22 protein-coding genes are annotated in these 23,562 nt (G+C 63.9%); 9 read left to right on the top strand and 13 right to left on the bottom strand.

All coding sequences use genetic code 11. The annotated features are described in order from the left end of the window. Positions 1–60: 60 nt before the first annotated feature. Positions 61–366 carry a DMT family transporter gene (locus tag NKJ15_RS03055; RefSeq protein ID WP_352539941.1) on the top strand — a complete coding sequence of 102 codons (306 nt, stop codon included), beginning with the start codon at positions 61–63 and terminating at the stop codon, positions 364–366. Positions 367–448: 82 nt separating this feature from the next. Here NKJ15_RS03055 and NKJ15_RS03060 read toward each other — a convergent pair whose 3' ends face one another. Next, a complete protein-coding gene (locus NKJ15_RS03060) occupies positions 449–877 on the bottom strand; it encodes a DUF6481 family protein (protein ID WP_352615033.1) in 429 nt (142 codons plus the stop codon). A gap of 227 nt (positions 878–1,104) precedes the next feature. On the opposite strand from NKJ15_RS03060, the gene NKJ15_RS03065 reads away from it, so the two are divergent. The 3 genes from NKJ15_RS03065 to NKJ15_RS03075 all read left to right on the top strand — a co-directional run bounded on the left by NKJ15_RS03065 (position 1,105) and on the right by NKJ15_RS03075 (position 4,618). Next, positions 1,105–2,166 (top strand): LLM class flavin-dependent oxidoreductase, encoded by a 1,062-nt coding sequence (locus NKJ15_RS03065; RefSeq protein ID WP_352814002.1) that lies wholly within the window; start codon positions 1,105–1,107, stop codon positions 2,164–2,166. Between the two features lie 133 nt (positions 2,167–2,299). Continuing rightward, positions 2,300–3,460: an AI-2E family transporter gene (locus NKJ15_RS03070; RefSeq protein WP_352472364.1), complete on the top strand. Its 1,161-nt coding sequence runs from the start codon at positions 2,300–2,302 to the stop codon at positions 3,458–3,460. A gap of 156 nt (positions 3,461–3,616) precedes the next feature. Continuing rightward, positions 3,617–4,618 (top strand): LLM class flavin-dependent oxidoreductase, encoded by a 1,002-nt coding sequence (locus NKJ15_RS03075; protein ID WP_352814003.1) that lies wholly within the window; start codon positions 3,617–3,619, stop codon positions 4,616–4,618. Positions 4,619–4,774: 156 nt separating this feature from the next. On the opposite strand, the gene NKJ15_RS03080 is transcribed toward NKJ15_RS03075, so the two are convergent. After that, the gene (locus NKJ15_RS03080) at positions 4,775–5,398 is read right to left on the bottom strand and encodes a L,D-transpeptidase (RefSeq protein ID WP_352814004.1); all 624 of its coding nucleotides are present in this window, start codon (positions 5,396–5,398) and stop codon (positions 4,775–4,777) included. A 254-nt stretch (positions 5,399–5,652) separates the two neighbouring features. Continuing rightward, positions 5,653–6,672 carry a LacI family DNA-binding transcriptional regulator gene (locus NKJ15_RS03085; protein ID WP_254815864.1) on the bottom strand — a complete coding sequence of 340 codons (1,020 nt, stop codon included), beginning with the start codon at positions 6,670–6,672 and terminating at the stop codon, positions 5,653–5,655. Between the two features lie 217 nt (positions 6,673–6,889). On the opposite strand from NKJ15_RS03085, the gene NKJ15_RS03090 reads away from it, so the two are divergent. The 3 genes from NKJ15_RS03090 to NKJ15_RS03100 are packed head-to-tail and all read left to right on the top strand — an operon-like array spanning position 6,890 to position 10,745. Continuing rightward, a complete protein-coding gene (locus NKJ15_RS03090; protein ID WP_352472367.1) occupies positions 6,890–8,473 on the top strand; it encodes a sugar ABC transporter ATP-binding protein in 1,584 nt (527 codons plus the stop codon). Next, positions 8,470–9,783: an ABC transporter permease gene (locus NKJ15_RS03095; protein ID WP_352455946.1), complete on the top strand. Its 1,314-nt coding sequence runs from the start codon at positions 8,470–8,472 to the stop codon at positions 9,781–9,783. The genes NKJ15_RS03090 and NKJ15_RS03095 overlap by 4 nt, the downstream gene beginning before the upstream one ends. Continuing rightward, positions 9,780–10,745 (top strand): substrate-binding domain-containing protein, encoded by a 966-nt coding sequence (locus tag NKJ15_RS03100; protein ID WP_254815861.1) that lies wholly within the window; start codon positions 9,780–9,782, stop codon positions 10,743–10,745. The genes NKJ15_RS03095 and NKJ15_RS03100 overlap by 4 nt, the downstream gene beginning before the upstream one ends. Before the next feature lie 68 nt (positions 10,746–10,813). Here NKJ15_RS03100 and NKJ15_RS03105 read toward each other — a convergent pair whose 3' ends face one another. From NKJ15_RS03105 to NKJ15_RS03130, 6 genes are read right to left on the bottom strand one after another with little or no spacing between them, the layout of a single operon-like run. Further along, positions 10,814–11,275: a MarR family winged helix-turn-helix transcriptional regulator gene (locus NKJ15_RS03105; protein ID WP_352472397.1), complete on the bottom strand. Its 462-nt coding sequence runs from the start codon at positions 11,273–11,275 to the stop codon at positions 10,814–10,816. Continuing rightward, positions 11,272–11,856: an amino acid synthesis family protein gene (locus NKJ15_RS03110; protein ID WP_352814005.1), complete on the bottom strand. Its 585-nt coding sequence runs from the start codon at positions 11,854–11,856 to the stop codon at positions 11,272–11,274. The genes NKJ15_RS03105 and NKJ15_RS03110 overlap by 4 nt, the downstream gene beginning before the upstream one ends. 15 nt (positions 11,857–11,871) lie before the next feature. After that, positions 11,872–12,726, bottom strand: a complete 855-nt coding sequence (locus tag NKJ15_RS03115; protein ID WP_502906853.1) for a UPF0280 family protein — start codon at positions 12,724–12,726, stop codon at positions 11,872–11,874. Next, positions 12,723–14,267, bottom strand: a complete 1,545-nt coding sequence (locus NKJ15_RS03120; protein WP_352814006.1) for a 6-hydroxynicotinate reductase — start codon at positions 14,265–14,267, stop codon at positions 12,723–12,725. Before NKJ15_RS03120 ends, NKJ15_RS03115 begins: the two co-directional genes overlap by 4 nt. Further along, positions 14,264–17,020, bottom strand: coding sequence for a molybdopterin-dependent oxidoreductase (locus NKJ15_RS03125; RefSeq protein WP_352814007.1), 2,757 nt, complete (start codon positions 17,018–17,020; stop codon positions 14,264–14,266). Before NKJ15_RS03125 ends, NKJ15_RS03120 begins: the two co-directional genes overlap by 4 nt. Then, positions 17,020–17,880 (bottom strand): FAD binding domain-containing protein, encoded by an 861-nt coding sequence (locus tag NKJ15_RS03130; protein ID WP_352814009.1) that lies wholly within the window; start codon positions 17,878–17,880, stop codon positions 17,020–17,022. The genes NKJ15_RS03125 and NKJ15_RS03130 overlap by 1 nt, the downstream gene beginning before the upstream one ends. Positions 17,881–18,152: 272 nt before the next feature. Between NKJ15_RS03130 and pncA the strand changes: the two genes are divergently transcribed. After that, entirely contained in the window at positions 18,153–18,752 is a 600-nt protein-coding gene (gene pncA / locus NKJ15_RS03135) for a bifunctional nicotinamidase/pyrazinamidase (protein ID WP_352814010.1), read from the top strand. Between the two features lie 40 nt (positions 18,753–18,792). After that, entirely contained in the window at positions 18,793–20,220 is a 1,428-nt protein-coding gene (locus tag NKJ15_RS03140; RefSeq protein WP_352615052.1) for a sodium:proton antiporter, read from the top strand. Here NKJ15_RS03140 and NKJ15_RS03145 read toward each other — a convergent pair whose 3' ends face one another. The 4 genes from NKJ15_RS03145 to NKJ15_RS03160 are packed head-to-tail and all read right to left on the bottom strand — an operon-like array spanning position 20,221 to position 23,498. Then, the gene (locus tag NKJ15_RS03145) at positions 20,221–20,940 is read right to left on the bottom strand and encodes an ABC transporter ATP-binding protein (protein ID WP_352814011.1); all 720 of its coding nucleotides are present in this window, start codon (positions 20,938–20,940) and stop codon (positions 20,221–20,223) included. Next, positions 20,933–21,661: an ABC transporter ATP-binding protein gene (locus NKJ15_RS03150; protein ID WP_352736693.1), complete on the bottom strand. Its 729-nt coding sequence runs from the start codon at positions 21,659–21,661 to the stop codon at positions 20,933–20,935. Before NKJ15_RS03150 ends, NKJ15_RS03145 begins: the two co-directional genes overlap by 8 nt. Then, positions 21,658–22,620 (bottom strand): branched-chain amino acid ABC transporter permease, encoded by a 963-nt coding sequence (locus NKJ15_RS03155; protein WP_352814012.1) that lies wholly within the window; start codon positions 22,618–22,620, stop codon positions 21,658–21,660. Before NKJ15_RS03155 ends, NKJ15_RS03150 begins: the two co-directional genes overlap by 4 nt. Next, the gene (locus tag NKJ15_RS03160; RefSeq protein ID WP_352455934.1) at positions 22,617–23,498 is read right to left on the bottom strand and encodes a branched-chain amino acid ABC transporter permease; all 882 of its coding nucleotides are present in this window, start codon (positions 23,496–23,498) and stop codon (positions 22,617–22,619) included. The genes NKJ15_RS03155 and NKJ15_RS03160 overlap by 4 nt, the downstream gene beginning before the upstream one ends. Positions 23,499–23,562 lie beyond the last annotated feature (64 nt).

Here is a 23,562-nt window from a genome sequence, read left to right on the forward strand (position 1 = left end):
GAAGGCAATTTTTGCGCTTTTCAAGAAATCGGCCGAAAGCCATCGAAACGGAGCGTTCCGATGTCGTCGGTTTTCCTGTTCCTCGCTGGCCTGTTCGAGATCGGCTGGGCGATCGGCCTCAAATACACCGACGGATTCTCGAAGCCGCTACCGACCGTCCTGACGGTTGCCTCGATGATCGTCAGCCTGACCTTGCTCGGCCTGGCGCTGAAGGCGTTGGCGGTCGGCACCGCTTACGCGGTGTGGACCGGCATCGGCACGGCGCTGTTGGGGATATGGCTGCTCGGCGAGCCAGCGACGGCGATCAGGCTGGCCTGCATCGCGCTAATCGTCTGCGGCATCATGGGACTGAAGCTCGCGGCTTAGCCGATTCTGACAGACGAACGCGTTCGGGGCCGCTGCAAGGCGGCCCTGATTCTTGAATTCGGCTGATCAGTGCCGGAAGGCGCTATCGCGCGGAGAAGCCGGGCGGCGTCCTGCCGGTGCGCTGCTTGCGCGCGGCATAGCGTGCGTCACGCTTGGCCTTGCGTTCGGCCTCGTCGGCAAGAAAACGGGCGATGCGCTCGTTCTCTTCAGCTTCCCGGATCTTCGCTTCGGCCTGTGCTGCTTCTTCCGCGGCGATGCGTGCCGCTTCGGCAGCTGCCTCGCGCTCGGCTTTTTCGGCCGCTTCGCGCGCCAGCTTTTCCTGCTTCAGCTTGGCCTTTTCGGCCTCGCGTATTGCGCGGGCCTCGAGGATCGCCTTGCGCTCGGCCTGTCGTGCCAGCACCGCTGGATCATCTGCCGCCGGCTTTGCCTTGAAGCGCTCCAGAAGCGCCTTCTTTGCCTCGTTTGCGGCATTGCGCCGCTCGAAAACGTCTTTTTCCCTATAGATAGCCAAGTCCACTTCCCTGAAGTCAATTTGCGACGCTTACATACGCGTGAAAACCGAGAGTTCAAGCGCCAAAACGGTATGCCAGCCATGAAATTCTGATCTGTTGCAACCGGGAGACGCCATTTCGATTGAATTCGGCCGAAAGCACCCGCACTGTTCACCATCCAGGCATCTGGCGGGGCGGCGGACTGATCGCTACGTCTAGCGCCAAGACAAAACGCTGAGATGACAGTATGGAACTCGGTCTCTACACCTTCGCCGACGTCAGCCCGGAACCGGGTCCCGGTGCGATCGGTGCGCATGAGCGGTTGCGCAATTTGATCGAGGAGATCGAGCTCGCCGACCAGGTCGGGCTGGACGTCTTTGGTCTCGGCGAGCACCACCGTCCCGACTATGCTGCCTCGGCTCCGGCGGTGGCGCTGGCGGCGGCGGCCGAACGGACCAAGCGCATAAGGCTGACCAGCGCTGTCACCGTGCTGTCCTCCGACGATCCGGTGCGCGTCTTCCAGCAGTTTGCCACCCTCGATCTTCTGTCCGGCGGCCGTGCCGAGATCATGGCCGGGCGCGGCTCGTTCATCGAATCCTTTCCGCTGTTCGGCTACAATCTCGAAGATTATGACGAACTCTTCGCCGAGAAGCTCGACCTGCTGCTCGCCATCCGCGATCATATCAAGGTGACCTGGTCGGGCAGTCTGCGCGCGCCGATCAATGATCGTGGCGTCTATCCCCGGCCCTTGCAGGACAAATTGCCGATCTGGATCGCCGTCGGTGGAACACCGCAATCCGTCGCCCGCGCGGGCGTGCTCGGGTTGCCGCTGGCACTGGCGATCATCGGTGGCGAGCCGGCGCGGTTCGCACCACTGTTCGACATCTACAGGGATGCAGCCAGGCGCACCGGCAACGACCCGGCAAGCCTTGCCACCAGTCTCAACGTGCACGGCTTCATTGCCGACAGCACGGACCAGGCAGCCGAGGATTTTTACGGGCCGCAGGCCGAGGTGATGAACCGCATCGGCCGCGAGCGCGGCTGGGGGCCGACATCGCGGGCACATTTCGACCAATCGCGCGGCCCAAACGGCGCGCTGTTCGTCGGCAATCCAGAACAGGTGGCCGAGAAGATCCTTGCCCAGCACAGGATATTCGGCAACGACCGCTTCCTGCTGCAAATGGCGATCGGCACCATGCCGCACGCCAAGGTGATGAAGGCCATCGAACTCTACGGAACCAAAGTGGCGCCGATCGTGCGCCGGGAAACTGCGAAGGCCGTTCCCGCCGTGGCGGCGCCGGTTGCCTGATTCCCAGTCACCTGATTCACCGGCAAGGCCGCGAGGCGGCTTTGCCGGTGACGCCGGCTAACGGAACCTTGAAGCGACAGAGGCGTTTTCGCCAACGGTCTGCACCAATCGCGGTGTGCCGCCGAGGGTCAGAATGAAAGCCGAACCCGACGCTTCGGGCGCAAGCGCTGCCGAAAGCCCGGATCCGCGCGTCGAGGCGCGGGCGGATGCGCATCTGATGCGTTCGCTGCTCGTCGGCATCTTCATCCTCATGGCGATCTACGCGCTTTACTTCGCCCGCGCCTTCTTCATGCCAGTCATTCTGGCTTTCCTGCTGGCGCTGACGCTGACGCCGATCGTTCGCTTCCTGCGCAAGCATGGCATGCCCGATGTCATTTCAGCGACACTGCTGGTGCTGCTTTCGTTCTGCCTCGTCGCCGTCGCGGGATATCTGCTCAGCGGCCCGGTCATCGATCTCATCAACAACACCTCGACGATCGGCCAGCAGCTTACCGAACGTCTGGCACAACTGCGCCGTCCGTTCGAAAGGATCGTGGAGGTTTCGCGTCAGATAGAGGGACTGACGCAGACATCCCAGGAGCCGGGCGTTCAGAGGGTGGCGATGGCGCCATCCGGTATTCTCTCGCAGGCCGCCGGCAATGTACTGTCGGCCGGCACCAGCGTCACCATCGTCTTCGTCCTGTCGCTGTTCCTGCTCGCCTCCGGCACGATGTTCTATGAAAAGATCGTCCAATCCTTCCCCAGTCTCAGCGAAAAGAAGCGGGCACTGCGTGTCGTCTACGACGTCGAACGTGAAATCTCGCACTATCTGCTTACCGTCACGATCATCAATACATGTCTCGGCGTGGTCATCGGGCTCGGCCTGTGGGCACTCGGCGTGCCAAACGCGCAGGTCTGGGGCGCGGCAGCGGCTCTGCTCAATTTCCTGCCCTATATCGGAGCGTTAATCACCATCACGCTGGTCACGATCATTGCGCTGATAAGCTTCGACACGATTTCCTACGCGCTGCTGGCGCCGGCCTTCGTCGTTCTATGCTACATCGTCGAAGGCCAGTTCGTGACGCCGACGGTGGTCGGCCGCCGTCTCGAAATCAACGCAGTGGCGATCCTCATCGCCATCGCCTTCTGGTCGTGGCTATGGGGTTTTGTCGGCGCGCTGCTGGCGGTGCCGCTGCTGGTCGTCATCAAGGTGTTCTGCGATCATTTCGACGGTCTCAGCCATGTCGGCAATTTCCTGGCGGCGCAACACACGGCAGCGATCGAGGACGAAGAGATTTCCGAGGTGAACAAGTAGCGGCTTAAAGGGTCAAAAGCGTCCCCCCGATGGTGCAGATCACGACCTTGCATCGGTCGCACGTCCGTTGTGCCCTCAGCGCTCCATCAACATTTTGAATTTGCCGCCTCGGCAACGGCTTCCTACATCCCTTCGGCCCACAGGAAACCCGCGCCGATGACCGTTCTTTCCGTTCTCGACCTGTCGCCGATCGTCGAAGGCAGCAACGCTTCACAGTCACTCGCCAATTCGCTCGATCTCGCCCGTCATGCCGAGCGGCTGGGTTACCGGCGCTATTGGCTGGCAGAGCACCACAATATGCCGGGCATCGCCAGCGCTGCCACCTCGGTGGTCATTGCCCATGTGGCCGGCGGCACCGATACGATACGCGTCGGCGCCGGCGGCGTCATGCTGCCCAATCATTCCCCGCTGGTTATCGCCGAGCAGTTCGGTACGCTCAACGCTCTGCATCCTGGCCGCATCGATCTCGGCCTCGGCCGGGCGCCCGGCACCGACATGGCCACGGCACGGGCGCTGCGCCGTAACCTCGACGCTGGCGCCGACAATTTCCCGCAGGACGTCGTCGAGCTGATGGGTTACTTGCAGCCGGCCGAAGACGGCCAACGCATCCGCGCGGTGCCCGGCGAAGGCGAAAAGGTGCCGATCTGGATTCTCGGTTCCAGCCTTTACGGCGCGCAGCTTGCCGCCATGCTCGGCCTGCCCTACGCTTTCGCTTCGCATTTTGCGCCGGCCGAGCTCGACCATGCTCTGGAGATCTACCGCTCGCGTTTCCAGCCTTCGGAGCAGCTCGACAAGCCTTATGTGATGCTCGGCCTCAACGTCTTCGCCGCTCCTTCCGATGCCGAGGCGCGGCTGCTGTTCACCTCGCTGCAGCAGGCCTTCGTCAATCTGCGCACCGGCCGGCCCGGCCGATTGCCGCCGCCGGTCGAAGGATATGAGCGCGACCTCGATCCAATGGCCAAGACCATGCTCGGCCAAGCGCTTTCCTGCGCCGTCGTCGGCTCTCCCGAAACAGTCAGGCAAGGCATCGAGGCGTTTGTGCGCCGGACAGGCGCCGACGAGTTGATGGTCACAGCGCAGATTTTCGACCATGCGGCGCGGGTGCGCTCGTTCGAGATCCTGGCCGACGCCCACAAATCGCTGTCGGAAGCTGCCTGAGAGTTGGTTCGCCACTTGCCACTGTTGCGGGCAAGGCCGGCCTTAGGCAGGGAACATCGCGAACAGGTGTGCGAAAACATAGCGAACATTTCGCGCGTTTTGCGCGGAGGTTTTCGATCCGTCATGCTCGTCCGTTAGCGGGAAACGCGGCGTCCACTAAATAACGATCACCTTGGTGCCGATTGTGGCGCGGTCATAGAGATCGATGATGTCCTGGTTCATGAGGCGAATGCAGCCCGCCGACACAGCTTTGCCGATGGACCACCATTCAGGGCTACCGTGCAGGCGATATCCAGTGTCACCTTTCTCGTTAAAAAGATAGAGCGCCCGCGCCCCGAGCGGGTTCATGAGTCCGCCCTCCATATGGGCCGGTATGATGCGGCCTCGCTTCTGCTCGCGCACGATCATCGCAGACGGCGCGCTCCAATCCGGCCATTCGCGCTTCCTCGCAACGTGAGCAGTGCCATGCCACTCGAAGCCCGCCTTGCCGACGCCGATGCCGTAGCGCAGCGCCTGACCGTCTCCCAACACGTAGTAGAGGAACTTCGCTCCTGTATCGACAATGATGGTGCCCGGCGCCTCGTCAGTCGCATAAGGTACTGTCTGCCGATGGAACTTTTGGTCAACCTTGTAGATCGGAACCGGCGGAACGCGAAAACCGGCGTCGGTGAGGCCGCCATAGGCCTGGGGAAAGGTCTGTAACGCTCCGCCGGTGGTGCAGCCGGAGAATGCGGCCATCCCAGCAAGTACCAGCCCGATTAGGATCGATTTCACGCGCATGACTCAAGCCGGCGCCCGTGTGAACGATCTGTCGCATCTCGTCATATTCCTAATCCGACATGCTTCGATTGCCAAGATTTTCCTGACTGTCGGCTGGTTGATTGTTGGCCACTTGGCCCGATCGGCGCCGCGTCCTTCAATTGCTCGGTTTTTGAACGACGACCCCCCGTAGTGGCTGCGCAGACCCGGGGTCGGCAGGACAGAGGGAGCGCTGTCCGTCCGGCATTGCAAAGTTTCTGAACAGAGCCCACGCGCTACGCGCTGACGCTCTGCGCAGTCGCACCTAGCGGACGGCATGAATTGCGGATCATCAAGCGTCCCTTGAGCGTCAGCTTGCGCGGCGGCGCATCCCTGTTTCCGGCGAGCCGGTCGAGCAGCAGATTGGCCGCCTGTTCGCCGATCGCCTGCACGGGCTGTGCGACCGTGGTCAATTGCGGCCGGAACACATCCGACCACGGAAAATCGTCGAAGCAAGCGACGGAAATATCCTCCGGACAGGACAGGCCGATATCGCGAATGGCCTTCATGGTGCCGATCACCATCGGGTTGTTGGCCGAAAAGATGGCGCTCGGCCGGTCGTGCAGCGAAAGCAGCTGCATGGTGGCGTTGTAGCCATCGACTTCGTGGAAGTTGCCGAAGCGGACGAGCTCGGGTTCGGCCGGCAGGCCGGCGGCCTGGAGGGCCTCGCGGTATCCCGCCATGCGGTCATGCATCGGCGAGATATCGAACGAGCCGGAGATGTAGCCGATGCGCCGATGGCCGAGATCGATCAGATAAGTGATGGCGTCGAACACCGCGCGCTGATTGTCGAGAACGACGGCATCGGTGTCGACACCCTGGCAAACACGGTCGAGCAGCACGACCGGCACATTGGCGTCGTCGACAATCCGTTTGAGGATCGCGCCGTCACCGACACGCGCGACGATCAGTCCGTCGACCATGCGGTCGAGCAGCAGCCTGATCTGGTCGTCCTGCGTGTTCAGGTGCTCGTCGGTGCAGCACAGCATGACGGCGTAGCCGGCCCTGTCGAAAGCCTGCTGGATGACCGAAACCACGTCGGTAAAGAACGGATTGGTGATGTGTGGGACGGTGAGCCCGATGGTGCGTGTGGTGCCCATCTTGAGGCTGCGGGCGATAGCGTTGCGCTTATAACCGATGTCGCGGATCGCCTGTTCGATCCGCTGGCTGAGCTCGGGGCTGACGGTCGCGGTGCCATTGATCAGCGCCGATACGGTGGCCACGGAAACACGCGCGGCCTCGGCCACATGAAGCATAGTCGGGGCAGTGAATTTGCGCTGCTTTTTTCGTCCTGACGCTGTCATTTTCGAAACGTTTCACCACTCCACGGTAGCAATACGTACGGAATCTTTTGATTTTGCGCAAGAATTGAAATGGAACAATCTCAGGCTCCAGATATTGCCTTGACATGATCGAAACGTTTAGATTAGCGTTTGAGGTGTTCGGTGACGACGGAGGGAGGCCGTCCTTATCATGCAGCACGGCAATTCCATCCCTGCGCAAGGCGTTGTGGCGGACGGCTCGGCGATCGTGCTGAGCGCCGAGCACATCTCCAAGTCCTTCGGCGGTATCGCCGCGCTTGTCGATGTCGGCTTCGAACTGCGGCGCGGCGAGGTCCATGCGCTGATGGGCGAGAACGGCGCCGGCAAGTCGACGCTGATGAAGATCCTGTCCGGCGTCTATACGGACTATAACGGAACGGTCAGTATCGATGGCCATCCGGTGCGCTTTGCCGGCGTCCGCGAAGCCGAGCGCGCCGGCATCGCCATCATCCACCAGGAGCTGAACCTCGTTCCCGAACTTAGCGTCGCCGACAATATCTTTCTCGGCCGCGAGAAGCTGATCGCCGGGCTGATTGTCGACCGCAAGGCGAGCAGCCGCGCTGCCGGCGCGCTCTTGCAAAGGCTCGGCATCGAGCTCGACCCGGATGCGCGCGTCGGTGCCTTGCGCGTCGGCGAACAGCAGCTGGTCGAGATCGCCAAGGCGCTGTCGATGTCGGCGCGCATTCTGATCATGGACGAGCCGACCTCGGCGCTTTCGCCGGCCGAATGCCAGCGGCTGTTCCGCATCATCCGCCAGCTCGCCGACAGCGGCGTGGCGATCGTCTACATTTCGCACCGCATCGACGAGGTCATGCATCTGGCCAGCCGCGTCACCGTGTTTCGCGATGGACGCCACGTCCTGACGCGGGTGATGGACAAGCTCGACGAAGACGCCATAATTTCGGCGATGGTCGGGCGAAACCTGCTTGCTTCCTCCCAGGAGCACCGCATCCCCGGTGGCAACACGGTCCTGTCCGTAAGCGAGCTGTCGTTGTCGAAGCCCAATCGCCATGGTTGGCGCACCGTGCTCGACGGCGTCAGCTTCGATCTTGCCGCAGGAGAAATCCTCGGTATCGGCGGGCTGCTGGGCTCGGGCCGTACCGAAATCCTGGAAACCATCTTCGGGTCCAGCGGCGGACGTGCCGGCGGTGAGATCAGGCTCGATGGCGAGGCAGTAGAAATCCGTTCGCCGCGCGATGCGCGCCGGCTCGGCATCGCCCTGGTCACGGAAGACCGCAAGACGCAAGGCCTGCATCTCGAGGCCTCGATCACCGACAATGTCGCGCTGCCGCTGGTCGGCGCGCTGGCGCGGTTCGGCGTGCGCTCGCTGGCCGGTGAGCAAGGGCTGGCACGGGACGCCGTCAAGGCGCTCGGCATTCGCTGCGAGACCGTCGAGCAGCCGGCCGGCACGCTGTCCGGCGGCAACCAGCAGAAGGTCGTCATCGGCAAATGGCTAGCGACGAGGCCGCGGGTGCTGCTGCTCGACGAGCCGACACGCGGCATCGATGTCGGTGCCAAGCGGGAAATCTACGATCTCATCTTCAAGCTGGCGCGAGACGGGCTGGCGATCGCCGTCATCAGCTCGGAATTGCCGGAGCTGCTGCATCTTTCCGACCGTATCCTGGTCATGGCCGACGGCCGCCAGACGGGAATCCTGTCCCGCGCGCAAGCCAGCGAGGAGGCCATCATGCGGCTTGCGGCGCCGCGACGGACGATGACGAGGCCTGCCGCATGAGCATTTTGCATATCCTGTCCCGGACGAAGCTCTATTGGGGCCTGATCGCCATCTTCCTGATCGGCGTGCTCGGCTCGCCGATCAGCTCCAAGGGCAACAACATCTTCCTGTCCTACGGCAACCTGCTCGATGTGCTGCGCCAGGTGTCGACCACCGGGCTGATTGCCACCGGCATGACTGCGGTGATCATCACCGGCGGTATCGACCTTTCCGTCGGCTCGCTGATGGCTATCTGCACGGTCGTCTGTGCCATGCTGCTGACGGTCCCCGGCGTGACGCCGGCGGTGGTGCTGGGGGTGCCGACAGTTGCCCTGGCAGCCCTTTGCCTCGGCATTCTCGTCACTCGTTTCATCCTGCTGAACATCGAAAAATCCCGCGCCGGCGCGCAGGCCACGCACGACATCAGGTTGGACAGCGTTCGCGGGCTGGTGACGCCCGGCATTGTCGGGGTGATCCTGTGCAGTCTGGTGCTGTGGTTCCTGCTGCCGCAGGTGGGCTCAAAATTCGGCGTGCTCGGCGTGCTGCTGGTGGCGCCTTGCGTCGGCCTGCTGTTCGGCGCGCTCAACGGCTTCATCATCGTCGCCGGGCGGCTGCAGCCCTTCATCGTCACGCTGGCGATGATGGTCACTGCGCTCGGCATCGCCCGGCTGACAGCCGGCCAGAACAATGCGGTGCTGCCGGTCTACACCGGCTCGAATGCCACCGCCGATTTCGAAATGCTGCGCTCGCTGGTATTCGGCGTGATCCCGATGCCGGGCCTGTTCTTCCTCGGCGCCATCCTGATCTACGGCGCCGTGCTGCGCTTCACGCCGTTTGGCCGCTATGTCTATGCGATCGGCGGCAATGAGGAGGCGGCGCGACTGTCGGGCATCGCCGCCGGCCGCGTCAAGATTGCCACCTATGCCGTGTCAGGGCTGCTGGCCGGCATCGCGGCGGTGCTCTATGTCGCGCAATACCGGCAAGGCAAGCCTGATGCCGGCGCCGGGCTGGAGCTCGACGCGATCGCCGCCGTGGTCATCGGCGGCACCAGCCTGATGGGCGGACGCGGCAGCCTCACCGGGACGTTCTGCGGCGTGCTGATCTTCGGGCTGCTCTCCAACATCCTGCAGCTGCACAACATCAATTCGAACCTTCAGCTGGTGCTGAAGGGGATGATCATCATCGGTACCGTGCTCGTACAGGAGCGCAATGCCGGTGATCTTCTCTTCTATCTGCGACTGCCCGGCGGGCAAGCGCACAAGGAAACGGCCGCGGCAAAGCGGCCGTCGCAAGAGACCGCGTCTCTGAATATTGGAGGAAACAAGAAATGAAACGACGTGAATTGTTGAAGCTCGCCGGGCTGACAGCGGCACTCCTGACCACGACCGCCATGCTTGCCGGCGGCGCCCATGCGCAGGACAAGAAGTGGAAGATCGGCTTCTCGCAGGTGACGACCATCGAACCCTGGCGCGCCCAGTTCAACAAGGACATCCTGGCCGAAGCGGCCAAGCATCCGGAAGTCGAGCTGATCATCACCGACGGCGAGGACAAGACCGAGAAGCAGGTCGCCGATGTCGAAAACCTTATCCGTCAGGAGGTCGATGCGCTCTTGGTATCACCGAAAGAATCCGCCGGCCTGACCGGTGTCGTGCAGCAGGCGATCGATGCCAAGATCCCGGTCTTCGTGCTCGACCGCAACGTCGAAACCAACGACTACACGCAGTTCGTCGGCGGCGACAACAAGCTGATCGGCCGGGCTGCCGGTGAATATGCCGTCGAGCTGCTTGGCGGCAAGGGCAAGGCCGCCGGCAACGTCGTCGAGATCTGGGGCGGCATGGGCACCCAGCCGGCACACGACCGCCATGACGGCTTCCATGAATTCACCGACAAGGAGCCGGGCATAAAATACCTGCTCGACCAGCAGTCGGGCGACTGGAAGCAGGACCAGGCCTACAACATCATGGCGACGGCGTTGCGCAACAACGAGAAAATCGATCTTGTCTACGGCCACAATGATCCGATGGCCTATGGCGCCTATCTTGCCGCCAAGGACGTCGGACGTGAGAAGGACATCAAGTTCATCGGCATCGACGGCCTGCCCAATGAAGGCGTGCAGCTGGTCGCCAATGGCGAGCTGACGGCGACGTTCACTTATGTGACGCCGGGCGCCGAAGGGCTGCGGCAGGCGATCAAGTTCCTGAACGGGGAGAAGGTGGAAAAGACCATCACCCTGCCGACGCAGAAGATCACCAAGGAAAATGCCGCCCAGATCCTGAAGGACAACGGCCTCTGAGACGAGGCTTTCCTGCCGGGCGTTCAGCGCCCGGCAGGAACAACAACCAAACGCCGGCAGGCAGCGGATTAAGCCAGCTTGGCCAGCAGCTTCATGAAAATGGCCGCTTCCTTGGCGGAAAGCGGCGCCAGCGTTTCCTGCGTAATCTCACGGGCAAGCGGGATCAGCCGCTCGATCGCGTCGCGCCCCTCGGCGGTCAGATTGACCAGCAGGCGCCGTTTGTCGACTTCGTGTTTGCTAAGTTCGACAAAGCCACGCGCTTTCAGCCGGTCGATGACGCCCTTCACAGTCGCCGCATCCATGGCGATCAGGCTGCCAAGCTGGTTCTGCGAGGTCTCGCCGACGTCGCGCAATTTGGCCAAAGCGGCAAATTGCGGCGGCGTCAGATCGGCGATGTGTGCGGCGAAGATCGAGACATGGCGCTGATGCGCCTTGCGCAGGATGAAGCCGACCTGCTCCTGCAAGCGATAGTCGTTTTCGTCAGGCTCCTCGGCCTCGACCAGCTTGAGCCGATTGTCCTCGGCGCTCACCGCAGCCCATCCCATGCCTTAATTTCCTTGGCCGCCAGCCCACCCATGCGGTCGTGCACGCGCGGGCCGCAGGTCATGGCGAGGCAAAACAGGATCTCGTCGGGACGGGGGCCATCGCTGATGCCGATTTCCATGGCATCGAAATGGCTGCGCACATAGGCGGCGTTGATGTGGCCGAGCGGCACATCGAGCCGCGCGCCGAAGCCGCCGACCTTCTTTGCCGAGGGCACGATCGCCTTGGCGTCGCCGAGCCGTTCGCGCATGGCATAGCCGCCCGGCACATGCCACAGCGCGCCATGCTCCAGCTCGCCCGCCATGCCGACGATGGCGCCCTTGCCGTAACCGTCGATCTGTTTGACGTCGCCGCCCAATGCGGCAATAAGCCTGTCGGAGAGCAGCAGCCCGAGCGGCTTCAAATCCTCCATGGCGCTCTGCAGTTCCTCGACGTAACGGCCGGCGAACGGGTTCTTGACCACAGCCATGGCCGCCGCGCGGCGCCGCGGCACCTTCGCCACCGGCCCGCCTTCGTGAAAAATCTCTTCGGTCAGCACGGCGATCTTGCGGATCGGAAACTCAGGCATGAGCAATTTCCCTCTCTAAAACTTTATTGGCGAGCGCCATCGGACCTGCGATGCGCGCGCCTGACCGCCGAGGAAAAGCGCCGCGGCGGCAATCAGGCCGCGCCGCCGAAACTCCTCGGCAACGGCAAATCCGCCTTCCAGTGCAATATCGATTTCAGCGGCGGAAAGCAGCCCCACGCCCTGCGTCACCAAACGGTCGCCGAGGTCGCTGTCAGGTGCGAGATCGCGCGCCCGCACGCGCCTAACGGCCGGATGACCGGGCAGATCGACGGCGTTGGCGATCAAGGTCGCGGCGGCATCGGCTTCAGCACCCGTTCGCGCCAGCACCGTGACCGCGTCGGCGATGCCCAGCGAAAAGGAGCGGCCGCGCCAGCCGCTTGTCGCGACACCGCGGATCCCGTCTTCGGGGCGGATCGTGAGACGATCTGCCAACCCATGACCTGTCCCGGCAATGACAAGCGTCATCGACTGGCCGTGGCCGAGATAGATCGCGCTGTCGCCGCCATTGTTGACATAGGCGCGCTCGAGCCGGCGGCCGGCAAGCAGCGCGCCAAGCACTTCGTCGGCTACCGAGCCGGCGACAGCCGCCATCGGTGTGATGAATTGTTTCGCTAGCGGAACGACCGCCGCTTCCATGCGGCGCGCCGTCGGGCCAGCGAAAGCACGTGGCCGCGAGGCGGCCGGGCGCCGCAGTTCGGGCAACTCTTCGACCAGTTCGGGCAGGATTGTCTGGAAGCGCGCCACTGCCTGGCGATGTGCGGCGCTGCATTCACTCGCCTCGCCGAATGCCTCGACGATCAGGTCGATCGGCCCATGATTGAGGTGAAGCCTCCGGCCGTCCTCGAGCCAATGCGCCTGCGGGCCGTTCATCGCCCGGCCCCGTTTGCGGTCGCGCGACGCAACTGCGCCAGCGGCGGCCAGGGATTGTCACGGGGTGCGGCCGTGCCGCGGCGCGGATTGAGATATTCGCCGCCCTTGGCCAGGATATCGTCGACGCTGCGGATTTCGGCTTCGTAGCCGCCAAGTCTGACATAATCGTCGCGGCGCATGGTGAACTCGATCGGCGCCACCAGCGCCGGCGTCGGCACATAGCCGAAGGCGCCTTCCGGGACGCGGGTGACGTCGACCATCAGCGTGATGCCGCCGCCCGGCCAGACATAGACCGGCGCGCCGCCGACCGTCACGTAGGTCGTCAAGCCCTGCACCGAGCGGGTCAGATTGACCGGGTTCTCGGTGACGCCGGCGCGCAGCGAGCCGCCGGCGCCGCCGACGAAAAGCACGGTGCAGAGCGCCGGCTCGCAATTGTCCTCGATCAGTTCGACCGACTTCCGCAGCCGCTCCGGGAACGGTTTCTGGACCGGCTTCAATTCGTCGTCGAGCTCGTAATAGGCGAATTGCTCACCGGTGGTCGAGACCATCAGCAGCGACATGCCGGGGCGCGCACCCTTTTTGGCGTTCCATTCACCAAGGATCGACAGCGGGTCGGAAATGCTGGTGCCGCCCCAGCCGAGCCCGGGCTCCGACACCTTGAAATAACGGCCCGGCGTCGAACGGCGGCCGATGATCTTGATGCCGGTATCCTGCCAGCCAAGCACCTTGCCGGCCTGATGCTCGGAGACGACGCCGGTGATGTGGTCATCGACCACCACCACCTCGTCGACAAGGCCGCGCCATTGGGTCGCGAACATGCCTATGGTAGCCGAACCGCAGCCGACGCGCATGCGCTGCTCAAGCTTGCCGTCGATGACCGGCGGCTTGCCGGCTTCGACGATGACGGTGGCGCCGCCGTCGATGACGAGTTCAACCGGTTTGCGGTTGCACAGGGCGAGCATGGCGTCGCAGGTGGCGCGCCCTTCAGCCTTCGAGCCGCCGGTCAGATGATGTACGCCGCCCAGCGACAGCATCTGCGAGCCGTATTCGCCGGTCGTGACATGGCCGATCGCCTCGCCTTGAGCACGGACCGTAGCCGTTTCGGGGCCGATATGACGGTCGGTGTCGATCTTCACCTTGACGCCGCAATAGGAGAAGATGCCCTCGGTGACGACGGTGACCAGATCGACGCCCTCGACCTCCTGGCTGACGATGAAGGGCGCCGGCTTGTAATCGGGATAGGTGGTGCCGGCGCCGATGGCGGTGACGAAGCGGCGGCCGGTGTTGACCAGTTCGCCGTCCCATGCCTCGCCTTCTTCGGCAAAGGGTACGATTGCGGCGCCGGTCTCGGCCGCGTGGTCGAGGATGGTCAGTGGATCCATCCGCACGATCCTGCCGCCAAGATTGCCGTAGCGATCGCAGGCGCCGGTGCGGCCATCGGCGATGTAGCACATGACTGGACAGGCATCGCAGCGGATCTTCTCGGCCACCAGCTTCTCGCCGGGATCGTGGGTCTCGAAGCGTTCGGCAAGCTCGCTCATCGGCGCGCCTCCTTGTCGAGGATGGCGGCGCGGATGCGGGTCGGCGTCGCCGGAATTTTGGTGACCAGCACACCGGTGGCGTGGCGGATGGCGTTGAGGATCGCCGGCGCCGTCGGGATCAGCACATGCTCGCCCAAACCCTTGGCGCCGAAGGGTCCTTCCGGATCCGGAACTTCTATCAGGATGGTCTCGATCGGTGGCACGTCGCCGATCGTCGGGATCAGATAGTCGTGCAGGTTTTCGGTGCGCCCGGGGATGAATTCCTCCATCAGCGCCATGCCGATGCCCTGGGCGATGCCACCCTCGATCTGGCCCTCTGCCAGTAAAGGGTTGATGGCCTTGCCGACATCGTGAGCGGCGGTGATTTTTATAAGCTTCACGGTGCCGAGCCTGAGGTCGACCTCCAGTTCGGCGATCTGCGCGCCATAGCCATAGACGGCATAAGGCTTGCCCTGGCCCTTGGCATCGAGCGGCAGCGTCGGCGGGTCGTAGCTTTCCTCGGCGCGAAAGACAAAGCCTTCGGGGTCTGCCTTCAGCGAGGAAAGATCGACGCGGCGGGTCGCTTCGCCTTCCCTGATGCTCAGGCTTGTGCCGTCCAGCGCAATCGCCGCCTTTTCCGAGACATTGGCGAAACGCAAGATCTCCTCGCGCAAGGCGCGGCCGGCCTTTTCGGCGGCCTTGCCGGTGACGAAGGTCTGGCGCGAGGCCGAGGTCTTGCCGGCGTCGGGGGTGATCGCCGTGTCGGCGCCTTTCAGCATGAATTTTTCGAGCGGAAGACCCAACGCATCGGCGCAGATCTGCGCGATGACAGTGTTCGAGCCTTGCCCGATATCGACCGCACCCTGATGCAGGACGACTTCGCCCGATGCCGAGATGCCGACCTTGATGGTCGACGGATTGGGCAGCGAGGTGTTGCCGCAGCCGTACCAGCAAGAGGCGACGCCGACGCCGCGTTTTCTTTCGCTGCTGCTACGGGCGTTGAACGCGTCGGCGTCAGTTAGGGCACGCTGCCAATGTGAACGGAGGGCCTCGAGGCAGTCGGCGATGCCGACGCCCGACTCGAGCCGCTGCCCGGTGACTGTTTCGGATCCGTTCCGAAGGCAGTTCTTCAGGCGAAAGTCGAGCCGATCCATGCCGAGCTTGTCGGCCAGGTCGTCATAGAGGGTCTCCTGCATGATCGTCGCCTGCGGCACGCCGAAACCGCGAAAGGCGCCGGCAATCGGGCCGTTGGTGTGGATGGCGCGGCCTTCGGCACGATAGTTCGGCGTCGCATAGGGGCCGGAGGCGTGCACCGGCACGCGGTTGGCGACCGTCGGCCCCCAGCTGGCATAGGCGCCGGTGTTGAAATCGCCGGCGAAGACCATGCCGGTGACGCGGCCGCCGGCATCGGCGCCGATGCTCGCTCTCATCAGAGCCGGATGGCGCTTGGTGGTCGAGATCATCGATTCGGTGCGGCTGTAGGCGAGCGCCGCCGGCCGGCCGGTCTTCATGGCGACGAGGCCGATGAGCGGTTGCAGCGAGACGTCGAGTTTGGAGCCGAAGCCGCCGCCGGTGGCGGTCGGCACGATGCGCACCTTTTCCGGGGCAAGGCCGAGCACTTTTGCCGTGTCGTCACGGTCCATATAGGGCGCCTGCGTGCAGGCGACGACGACCAGCGTGTCGCCGTCCATGAAGGCATAGCCGGCTTCCGGTTCGATATAGGCGTGCTCGACATAGGAGGTGTCGATGGCGCCGGAAACGACGAAAGCCGCACCGGCAAGCGCGGCTTCCGGGTCGCCACGCTCGACGAAGCCGGAGGTGAGCAGGTTCGAGGGCCGGTTTTCATGGACCAGTTGCGCACCGCCGGCCTGCGCTTCGCCAGTTTCCAGAAAATGCGGCAACTCTGTCCAACTGACAGGAAAATCGGCAAGGTCGAGATCGAGGATAGCCTCGCGTTCGCCGGCAACCAGCGCCACCGCCTCACCGCGAAAGCGCGAAACCCCTTCGGCCAGCGCCGGCTGGTCGGCGAAGGGCGCGATGACGCCGAAACAATTCTTTCCCGGAATGTCGGCGGCGGTGAAGACGCCGGCAATGCCGGGACGGGATTTCACCCAGCTGCCGAGATCGCCGAAGCTGAAGGCGGCATGATAGTGCGGTGAGCGGACCACCAGCACCGACAGCGCATCGGCGGGGAAGGAATCGCCGCCGAATTTTTCGCCGCCAGTGACTTTCGGTAGGCCATCGAGGCGGATCGGCGAGGAGCCGACGGCATGGCCAGAGGATGGCATGCGCTGATCGGGGCCGTCGGCGTGGCGCCAAGCATCCATCACCGCGGCGACGATCTTGCGGTAGCCGGTACAGCGGCAGAGCACGCCGCCCAGTGCATCCTGCGTTTCGGCCTCGCTCGGGCAAGGCGTCCTGTCCAGGAGTGCCGTTGCCGCGACCAGCAGGCCGGGCGTGCAGGCGCCGCATTGCGCTGCGCCATGGCTGAGGAACGAAGCCTGCAGCGCCGACAACCGGCCATTGGCGAGGCCTTCGACGGTCGTCACCACGGTGCCGGAGGCGGAAGCCGCGGGCATCAGGCAGGCGCAGACCGGCTCGCCGTCGACCAGCACCGTGCAGGCGCCGCAATCGCCGGCATCACAGCCGATCTTGGTGCCGGTCAGCCGCAACTCGTCGCGCAGCACCGCGGACAGCCGCCGCACCGGCGGCACGCAAACGCTGACGGCGGCGCCGTTGACTTCGAAGGCGATGTCGACGCGCTCCATGCTCATCAGGCCGCCGCCCTTTCGTCGGGAACAGCGCCCATCGCACCAAGCACGGCGCGGGCGACGATCTCGCGCGCAGCGTCCAGCCGATATTCGGCGCTGCCGCGCACGTCGCCGATCGGCGACAGCTCGTCCATCGGTGCGGATTGGATCGCAGTGGCCAGCGCGTCGCCGACGGGCCGGCCGCGTAGCGCCGCCTCGACACCCGCCAGGCGCCTGGCGACAACCGAGCAGGAACCGACGGCGACGGCCGCGTTCCTGACCATACCATCTTCGACGGCCAGGCATGCGGCGGCCATGGCGATGGAGATGACGAGGTAACGCCGCGCGCCGAGTTTCACGAAGGCGGAGCTGCCGGCGGTCGCGGATTTGGGAATGCGGATTGCCGTGACCATTTCGCCGGGCTGCAGTGCGGTGCGACGGTTGCCGAGGATGAATTCTGCAAGGGGCAGATGCCGGGTCACCACAGCGGAACGCAGTTCGACTTCGGCATCGAGCACCAGCAGCGCCGGCACGCCGTCGGCGGCCGGCGAGGCGTTGCAGAGATTGCCGGCAATCGAGGCAACGTTCTGGATCTGCACCGAGCCGACTTCCCGCGCCGCCTGCTTCAGCGCGTCGAAAGCCGCCGGCAGAGGATGGCGGACGAGATCGGTCCAGGTGGTGCGCGCGCCGACGAGCCAATGGTTTTCGGCTTCGGCAATGCCGCGCAATGCCACCAGGCCATTGATATCGAGGACATTGTCGCGGAAAGGCTTGCTGCCCTGTGCCGGATAGAAGTCTGTGCCGCCGGCGAGGATGCGCCATTGCCCTTCGCCCAGCAAAGCGAGAGCGTCGTCGACCGTGGTGGGTTTTGCGTAACGGATCACGCTTTGCCTTCCCAGAATGGGCTTCCCGAGAGGGGATCCTGCCGAAAGATTTTCCCGAGCATTCAAGGCAGGAAATTCATTCGTATGCAAATGATATCAAGCCGGCAGGAATTGTCAAAGCCAGAGTTTGCACGGTTGTTGGCACCGGTGCACCCGGAACGCATTTGTTATGCCATGAGAGGTTGACGCAGCCGGCCATCTGGTCAAGTTTCTGCGTCCGGTCGCGTTTTCATTGGAGCCGAAGCTCAAGACCAAGAAAATAAGGAGGCTCCATGGCCGACGAAGCGCTTGTCGTTATCGACCTGCAGAACGATTTCTGCCCGGGTGGCGCCCTTGAAGTGGCCGGTGGCGACGAAATCGTGCCGTTGGTCAATGACCTAATCCGGCGGACCGAGCACGTCCTGCTGACGCAGGACTGGCACCCTGCCGGCCATTCGAGCTTTGCCTCCAGCCACCCCGGCAAGCACCCGTTCGAAACGATCGACGTGCCTTATGGCCACCAGACGCTGTGGCCGGATCACTGCATCCAGGGCAGCCTGGGATCGGATTTCCATTCGGGCCTCGCCTGGAGCAAGGCCGAGCTGGTGATCCGCAAGGGGTTCCGTCCTGCGATCGACAGCTATTCCGCATTCTTCGAGAACGACCGGACGACGCCGACCGGCCTTGCCGGCTATCTCCGGGATCGGAACATCGAGACGCTGACCCTGGTCGGCCTGGCGACGGATTTCTGCGTCGCCTTTTCGGCGCTCGACGCGGTCAAGCTCGGTTTTGAGACGTCCGTGCGGCTCGACGCCTGCCGCGGCATCGATCTCAACGGCTCCGTGGAGGGGATGCTGGGCCGGATGCGCGATGCCGGCGTGACACTGATTTGAACGTCATCCAGCCGAACCTGACAGACTTTTGAGGGGCTTCATGCGGTTTGCGGCGTTGACGGCAAGTGCTGCACTTATTGCAGCAATCTTTTCTCCGAGAGCGGTTCTCGCGGCCGAAGCGCACGAATTGCCGGGCGCCGCCATGTCGCTTTGGTGGGTGCTGCCGTTTGCCGGGCTATTGCTTTGCATCGCGACCGGCCCGCTGCTGTTCCATCATGCTTGGGAGCACCATTACGGCAAGATCGCTGCCTTCTGGGCAGCGTTGGTGATCGGGCCGCTGGCCATCGCCTTCGGCATCCCGTCCGCCACGCAGGCGGTGCTGCATGCGCTGCTCACCGAATACATGTCGTTCATCATCCTGCTGTTTGCGCTGTTCACCATTTCGGGCGGTATCTTCGTTGCCGGCAACATACACGGCACGCCGCTGGTCAATGCCGGGCTGTTGCTGGGAGGGGCGCTGCTTGCCTCGATCATTGGCACAACCGGCGCCTCGATGATCCTGATCCGGCCGCTCATCCGCGCCAACGACAACCGGCGCTTCAACGCCCATGTCGTCATCTTTTTCATCTTCCTGGTGTCCAACATCGGCGGGTCGCTAACGCCGCTGGGCGATCCGCCGCTGTTCGTCGGCTTTCTGCGCGGCGTCGATTTCTTCTGGACGACAGTTCACCTGCTGCCCGAGACGCTGTTCGTCGCCGGCGTGGTGCTGGCTGTTTTCCTGGCGATCGACATCATCATGCATCGCCGGGAGGAAGGCGCGCCGAAGATCAAGGATCCGACGCCCGACAGCAAGGTGCGCATTCGCGGCCTGGCCAACATCCCGCTGCTGGCCGGCGTAATCGCCGCGATCCTGATTTCCGCTGCCTGGAAGCCGGGAGTGAGTTTCTCTTTTCAGGGCGTCAGCCTCGAGCTGCAGAATCTGGTGCGCGACGCCGCCATCCTGATACTGGCCTTCACTTCGCTTGTCGTCTCGCCGAAGGAGTTTCGCGGCGCAAACGCCTTCAACTGGGGGCCGATTGCCGAGGTGGCGAAGCTGTTCGCCAGCATCTTCATCTGCATCGTGCCGGTCGTCGCCATCTTGCGGGCCGGGCTCGATGGCGCGCTGGCGCCGTTGGTGCTGCTGGTCAGTTCGCCGACCGGCGCGCCGGACAACCTTGCCTATTTCTGGCTGACCGGAGCGCTGTCGTCCTTCCTCGACAATGCGCCGACCTATCTGGTGTTCTTCGAGCTGGCTGGCGGCGATGCGCAGCATCTGATGACCGAGCTCGCCTCGACGCTGGCGGCGATCTCGGCAGGCGCGGTGTTCATGGGCGCCAACACGTATGTCGGCAATGCGCCGAATTTCATGGTCTATGCCATTGCCAGGCATCGCGGCATCAAGATGCCGAGCTTCTTTGGCTATATGGCATGGTCGGGCGCGGTGCTGATCCCGACATTCCTGCTTGCCGGCTTGCTGTTCTTTGCCTGATCATCCGACGCCGACATAGCGACGGACCGCGGAGGGATCGGAACGCAGTTCCTCGACATCGACCGTCTCGCGGTTGCGGCCGTTTTCGATGAAACAAATGCGGTCTGCGACCGACAGCACGGCATCGACACGCTGCTCGACAAGAATTGTCGACACGCCAAGCGCACGCAGCTTCGACACGGTTTCCCGGATCTTGGCGATCATTGACGGCATCAGCCCTTCGGTCGGTTCGTCGAGCAGGAGCACCTGCGGTTCCAGACACAGGGCGCGGGCCATGGCCAGCATCTGCTGCTCGCCGCCGGACAGCGTGCCCGAACGCTGCCTGAGGCGCTGGCGCAACAGCGGGAAGAGATCGAGCACGTTTTCGCGCGTCGCCTTGCCCTTGTTGCGGGCCATCAGGCCGATATCGATATTTTCCGCCACCGTCATCTCGGCGAACAGCCGCCGGCCCTGCGGCACGTAGGCGACGCCGGCCTTGGGCACCTCGTGCGCCGGCAAGCCGCTCAATTCCCGCCCTTCGAGCCTGATCGAGCCGGAGCTTACCGGCACCAGGCCCATGATTGCCTTCAGCGTCGTCGTCTTGCCGGCGCCGTTGCGGCCGAACAGGCAGAGCACTTCGCCCTCGTTCAAGACAAGGTCGAGGCCATAGAGCACCTGGACCTCGCCATAGAAGCAGTCGACCCCGGAGATCGTCAGTGCCTTGGACTGGGCCTCAGCCATGGGTCGTCCCCAGATAGGCGTCCTGCACCGCGGCATTGGCGCGGATCTGCTCGGGCGTGCCTTCAGCCAAGATCCTGCCGGCGTTGAAGACGGTGATGCGGTCGGCGAGCCGCATGACCACCGGCATGTTGTGCTCGATCAAAAGCACGGTGGCGCTATCGGCGATCTCGCGCACCAGCTCGATGAAATTGTCGATCTCGCTGTCGGCAAGCCCTTGCGTCGGTTCGTCGAGGATCAGCAGCCGCGGCTTCAGTGCCAGTCCCATTGCCACTTCCAGCAACCGCTGGTGACCGTAGGACAATTGCCCGGCAGGCATTTGCGCCCGGTCGGCAAGGCCGGTGCGCTCGAGAGCCGCCATGACGCCGGTGTGAACCGCGCCCTTCGAGCGGCCGTCGGTCAGCGTGCGCTGCACCGGCAGGGCAACATTGTCGTAGGCGCTGAGATTGGCAAAGACGCTGGTGATCTGGAACGTATAGGCGATGCCGAGGCGAACCCGGGCGTAGGCAGGCAGGCTGGTGATGTCGGCGCCGTCGAAGACGATCATGCCCGACGAGGGCTGGATGCGGCCGCTGACCAGGCTGACGAAGGTGGTCTTGCCGGCACCGTTGGGGCCGATAATGGCGCGAATCTCGCCCGGTATCAGCGCGAAGTCGACGCCGTCGACGGCACGCAAGCCGCCGAAACTGCGCGACAGGCCTTTGGTGGTGAGCAGCGGCATCATGGCAACCACCCGAGCCAGCGCTGGCGGATGCTGCCGAGAATGCCTCTCGGGAAGAACAGCACCAGCAGGATGAGCGCTATGCCGACGACCAGCAGATAGGCCGAGGTGTAGCCGCTGGCGACGTCGATGACATAATACATGAACAGCGTGCCGATCAGCGGACCGAGCGTGGTGGCGGCACCGCCCAGCAGCACCCAGAGCAGCGGCAGGATGGAGTATTGCACCGAGGCGAAGCTCGAGCCGACATAGCCGAACAGCAGCGCATAGGCCGCGCCGGAAGCCGCGCAGATGCTGCCGGAGATGACGACGGCGGCGAGCTTGCTGGAGAACGTGTCGTAGCCAAGCATCTTGGTCCGCTCCTCGTTCTCGCGGATGGCGACCAGCACGCGACCGTAGCCGGAGCGGACTATCGCCAGGCTTATGAGCAGCACGATCGAGAACAGTGCCAACGCGCTCATATAGCGCACGGTCGGGTTGGTGAGGTCGAGCGACGTGCTGCCCAGGACAAGGACACGCATCGGCTGCGGCACGACCATGCCCTGGTCGCCACCGGTCCAGGCAGCGAAATAGAGGATGACGAGATAGAATACCTGCGCGAACATCATAGTGACGATCATGAAGGCGACGCCGGAGGTGCGCAGCGCCAGCAGCCCGATCACCAGCGTGAGAAGCGCGCCGCAGGCAAGCCCGGCTGCGAAGGCGGCCGGCACGCTCCAGCCGAGATGGATGACGGCAAGGCCGGCGCCATAGAGCCCGGCTGAAAAGAACATGGCATGGCCGAGGCTGAGCAGCCCGACATAGCCGAACAGCAGATTGTAGCCCATGGCGAAGACCGCCAGCACCATGATGCGGGCGAGCAGGCCGTGATGGTATTCCGGCAGGACGAAGCTAAGCCCGAAAAGCAGGGCGATGACGCCGAGGTGCAGCGCATATGGCTTTGCCGGCGAAGCATCCTTCATCGCGATGTCGTCCCGAACAGGCCCTGCGGCCGGAACACCAGCACCATGGCGACGAGCAAGGTGGCGATGATCTTGGCCAGCGTCGGTGAGAAGAACACCGAGATGATGCCGTCGGAAAGGCCGATCAGCACCGCGGCGACGACCGTGCCGCGCAGCGAGCCGAGGCCGCCGATGATGACGACGATGAACGACAGCAACAGCGGGTCCTGTCCCATCAGATAGTGGGCCTGGCTGATCGGCACGATCAGCACCGCGGCGACAGCAGCCAGCATGGCGCCGAGCGCGAAAACACCGGCATAGACTCTGGTCACCGGGATGCCGAAGGCCTGCGCCGTCTCGCTGTCATATTGCGTGGCGCGCATGACGAGGCCGATTTTCGTGCGCGTCAGCACCAGCCAGGTCGCGACCAGCAGCAGCGCCGACGCGGCGATGATCGACAGCTTGTAGCCGGAATAGCCGAACCACGGCAGGAGGATGCGGTAGCTGAACGGCGGCTCCACCGGCCGCGCCTCCGGGCCGTAGAAGGTCAGCGCCAATTGCTGGATGATGTAGAGCATGCCGATGGTGGCGACGATGGTGGCTTCCGGATTGTAGTTGAGCCGGCGCAGCACCAGCCGTTCGGCGAGCAGCGCGATCAGGCCGACGATCAGCGGCGCCAGCACCAGGGCGGCCAGGAAGCCGAGCGCCGGATGGCCGGATATCGCCGTTGAGATCGCCCAGGCAAGCACCGCGCCCAGCATGAAGAACTCGCCATGCGCGACATTGACGACGCGCATGACGCCGAACACCAGCGACAGCCCAAGCGCCGTCAGCGCCAGCACGGCGGAGGTGACGAGGCCTTCGAGGGCGGCGAGGAGCAGGTGAGGTCCGAAGTGCATCGCCTAAGCACCGGCGGATGCGCGAAGCACCCCCCTCTGGCCAGAGGGGGGTATCTTGGCGCTC

Source organism: Mesorhizobium sp. M0207 (genome assembly GCF_040321995.1).
Taxonomy (GTDB): Bacteria; Pseudomonadota; Alphaproteobacteria; order Rhizobiales; family Rhizobiaceae; genus Mesorhizobium.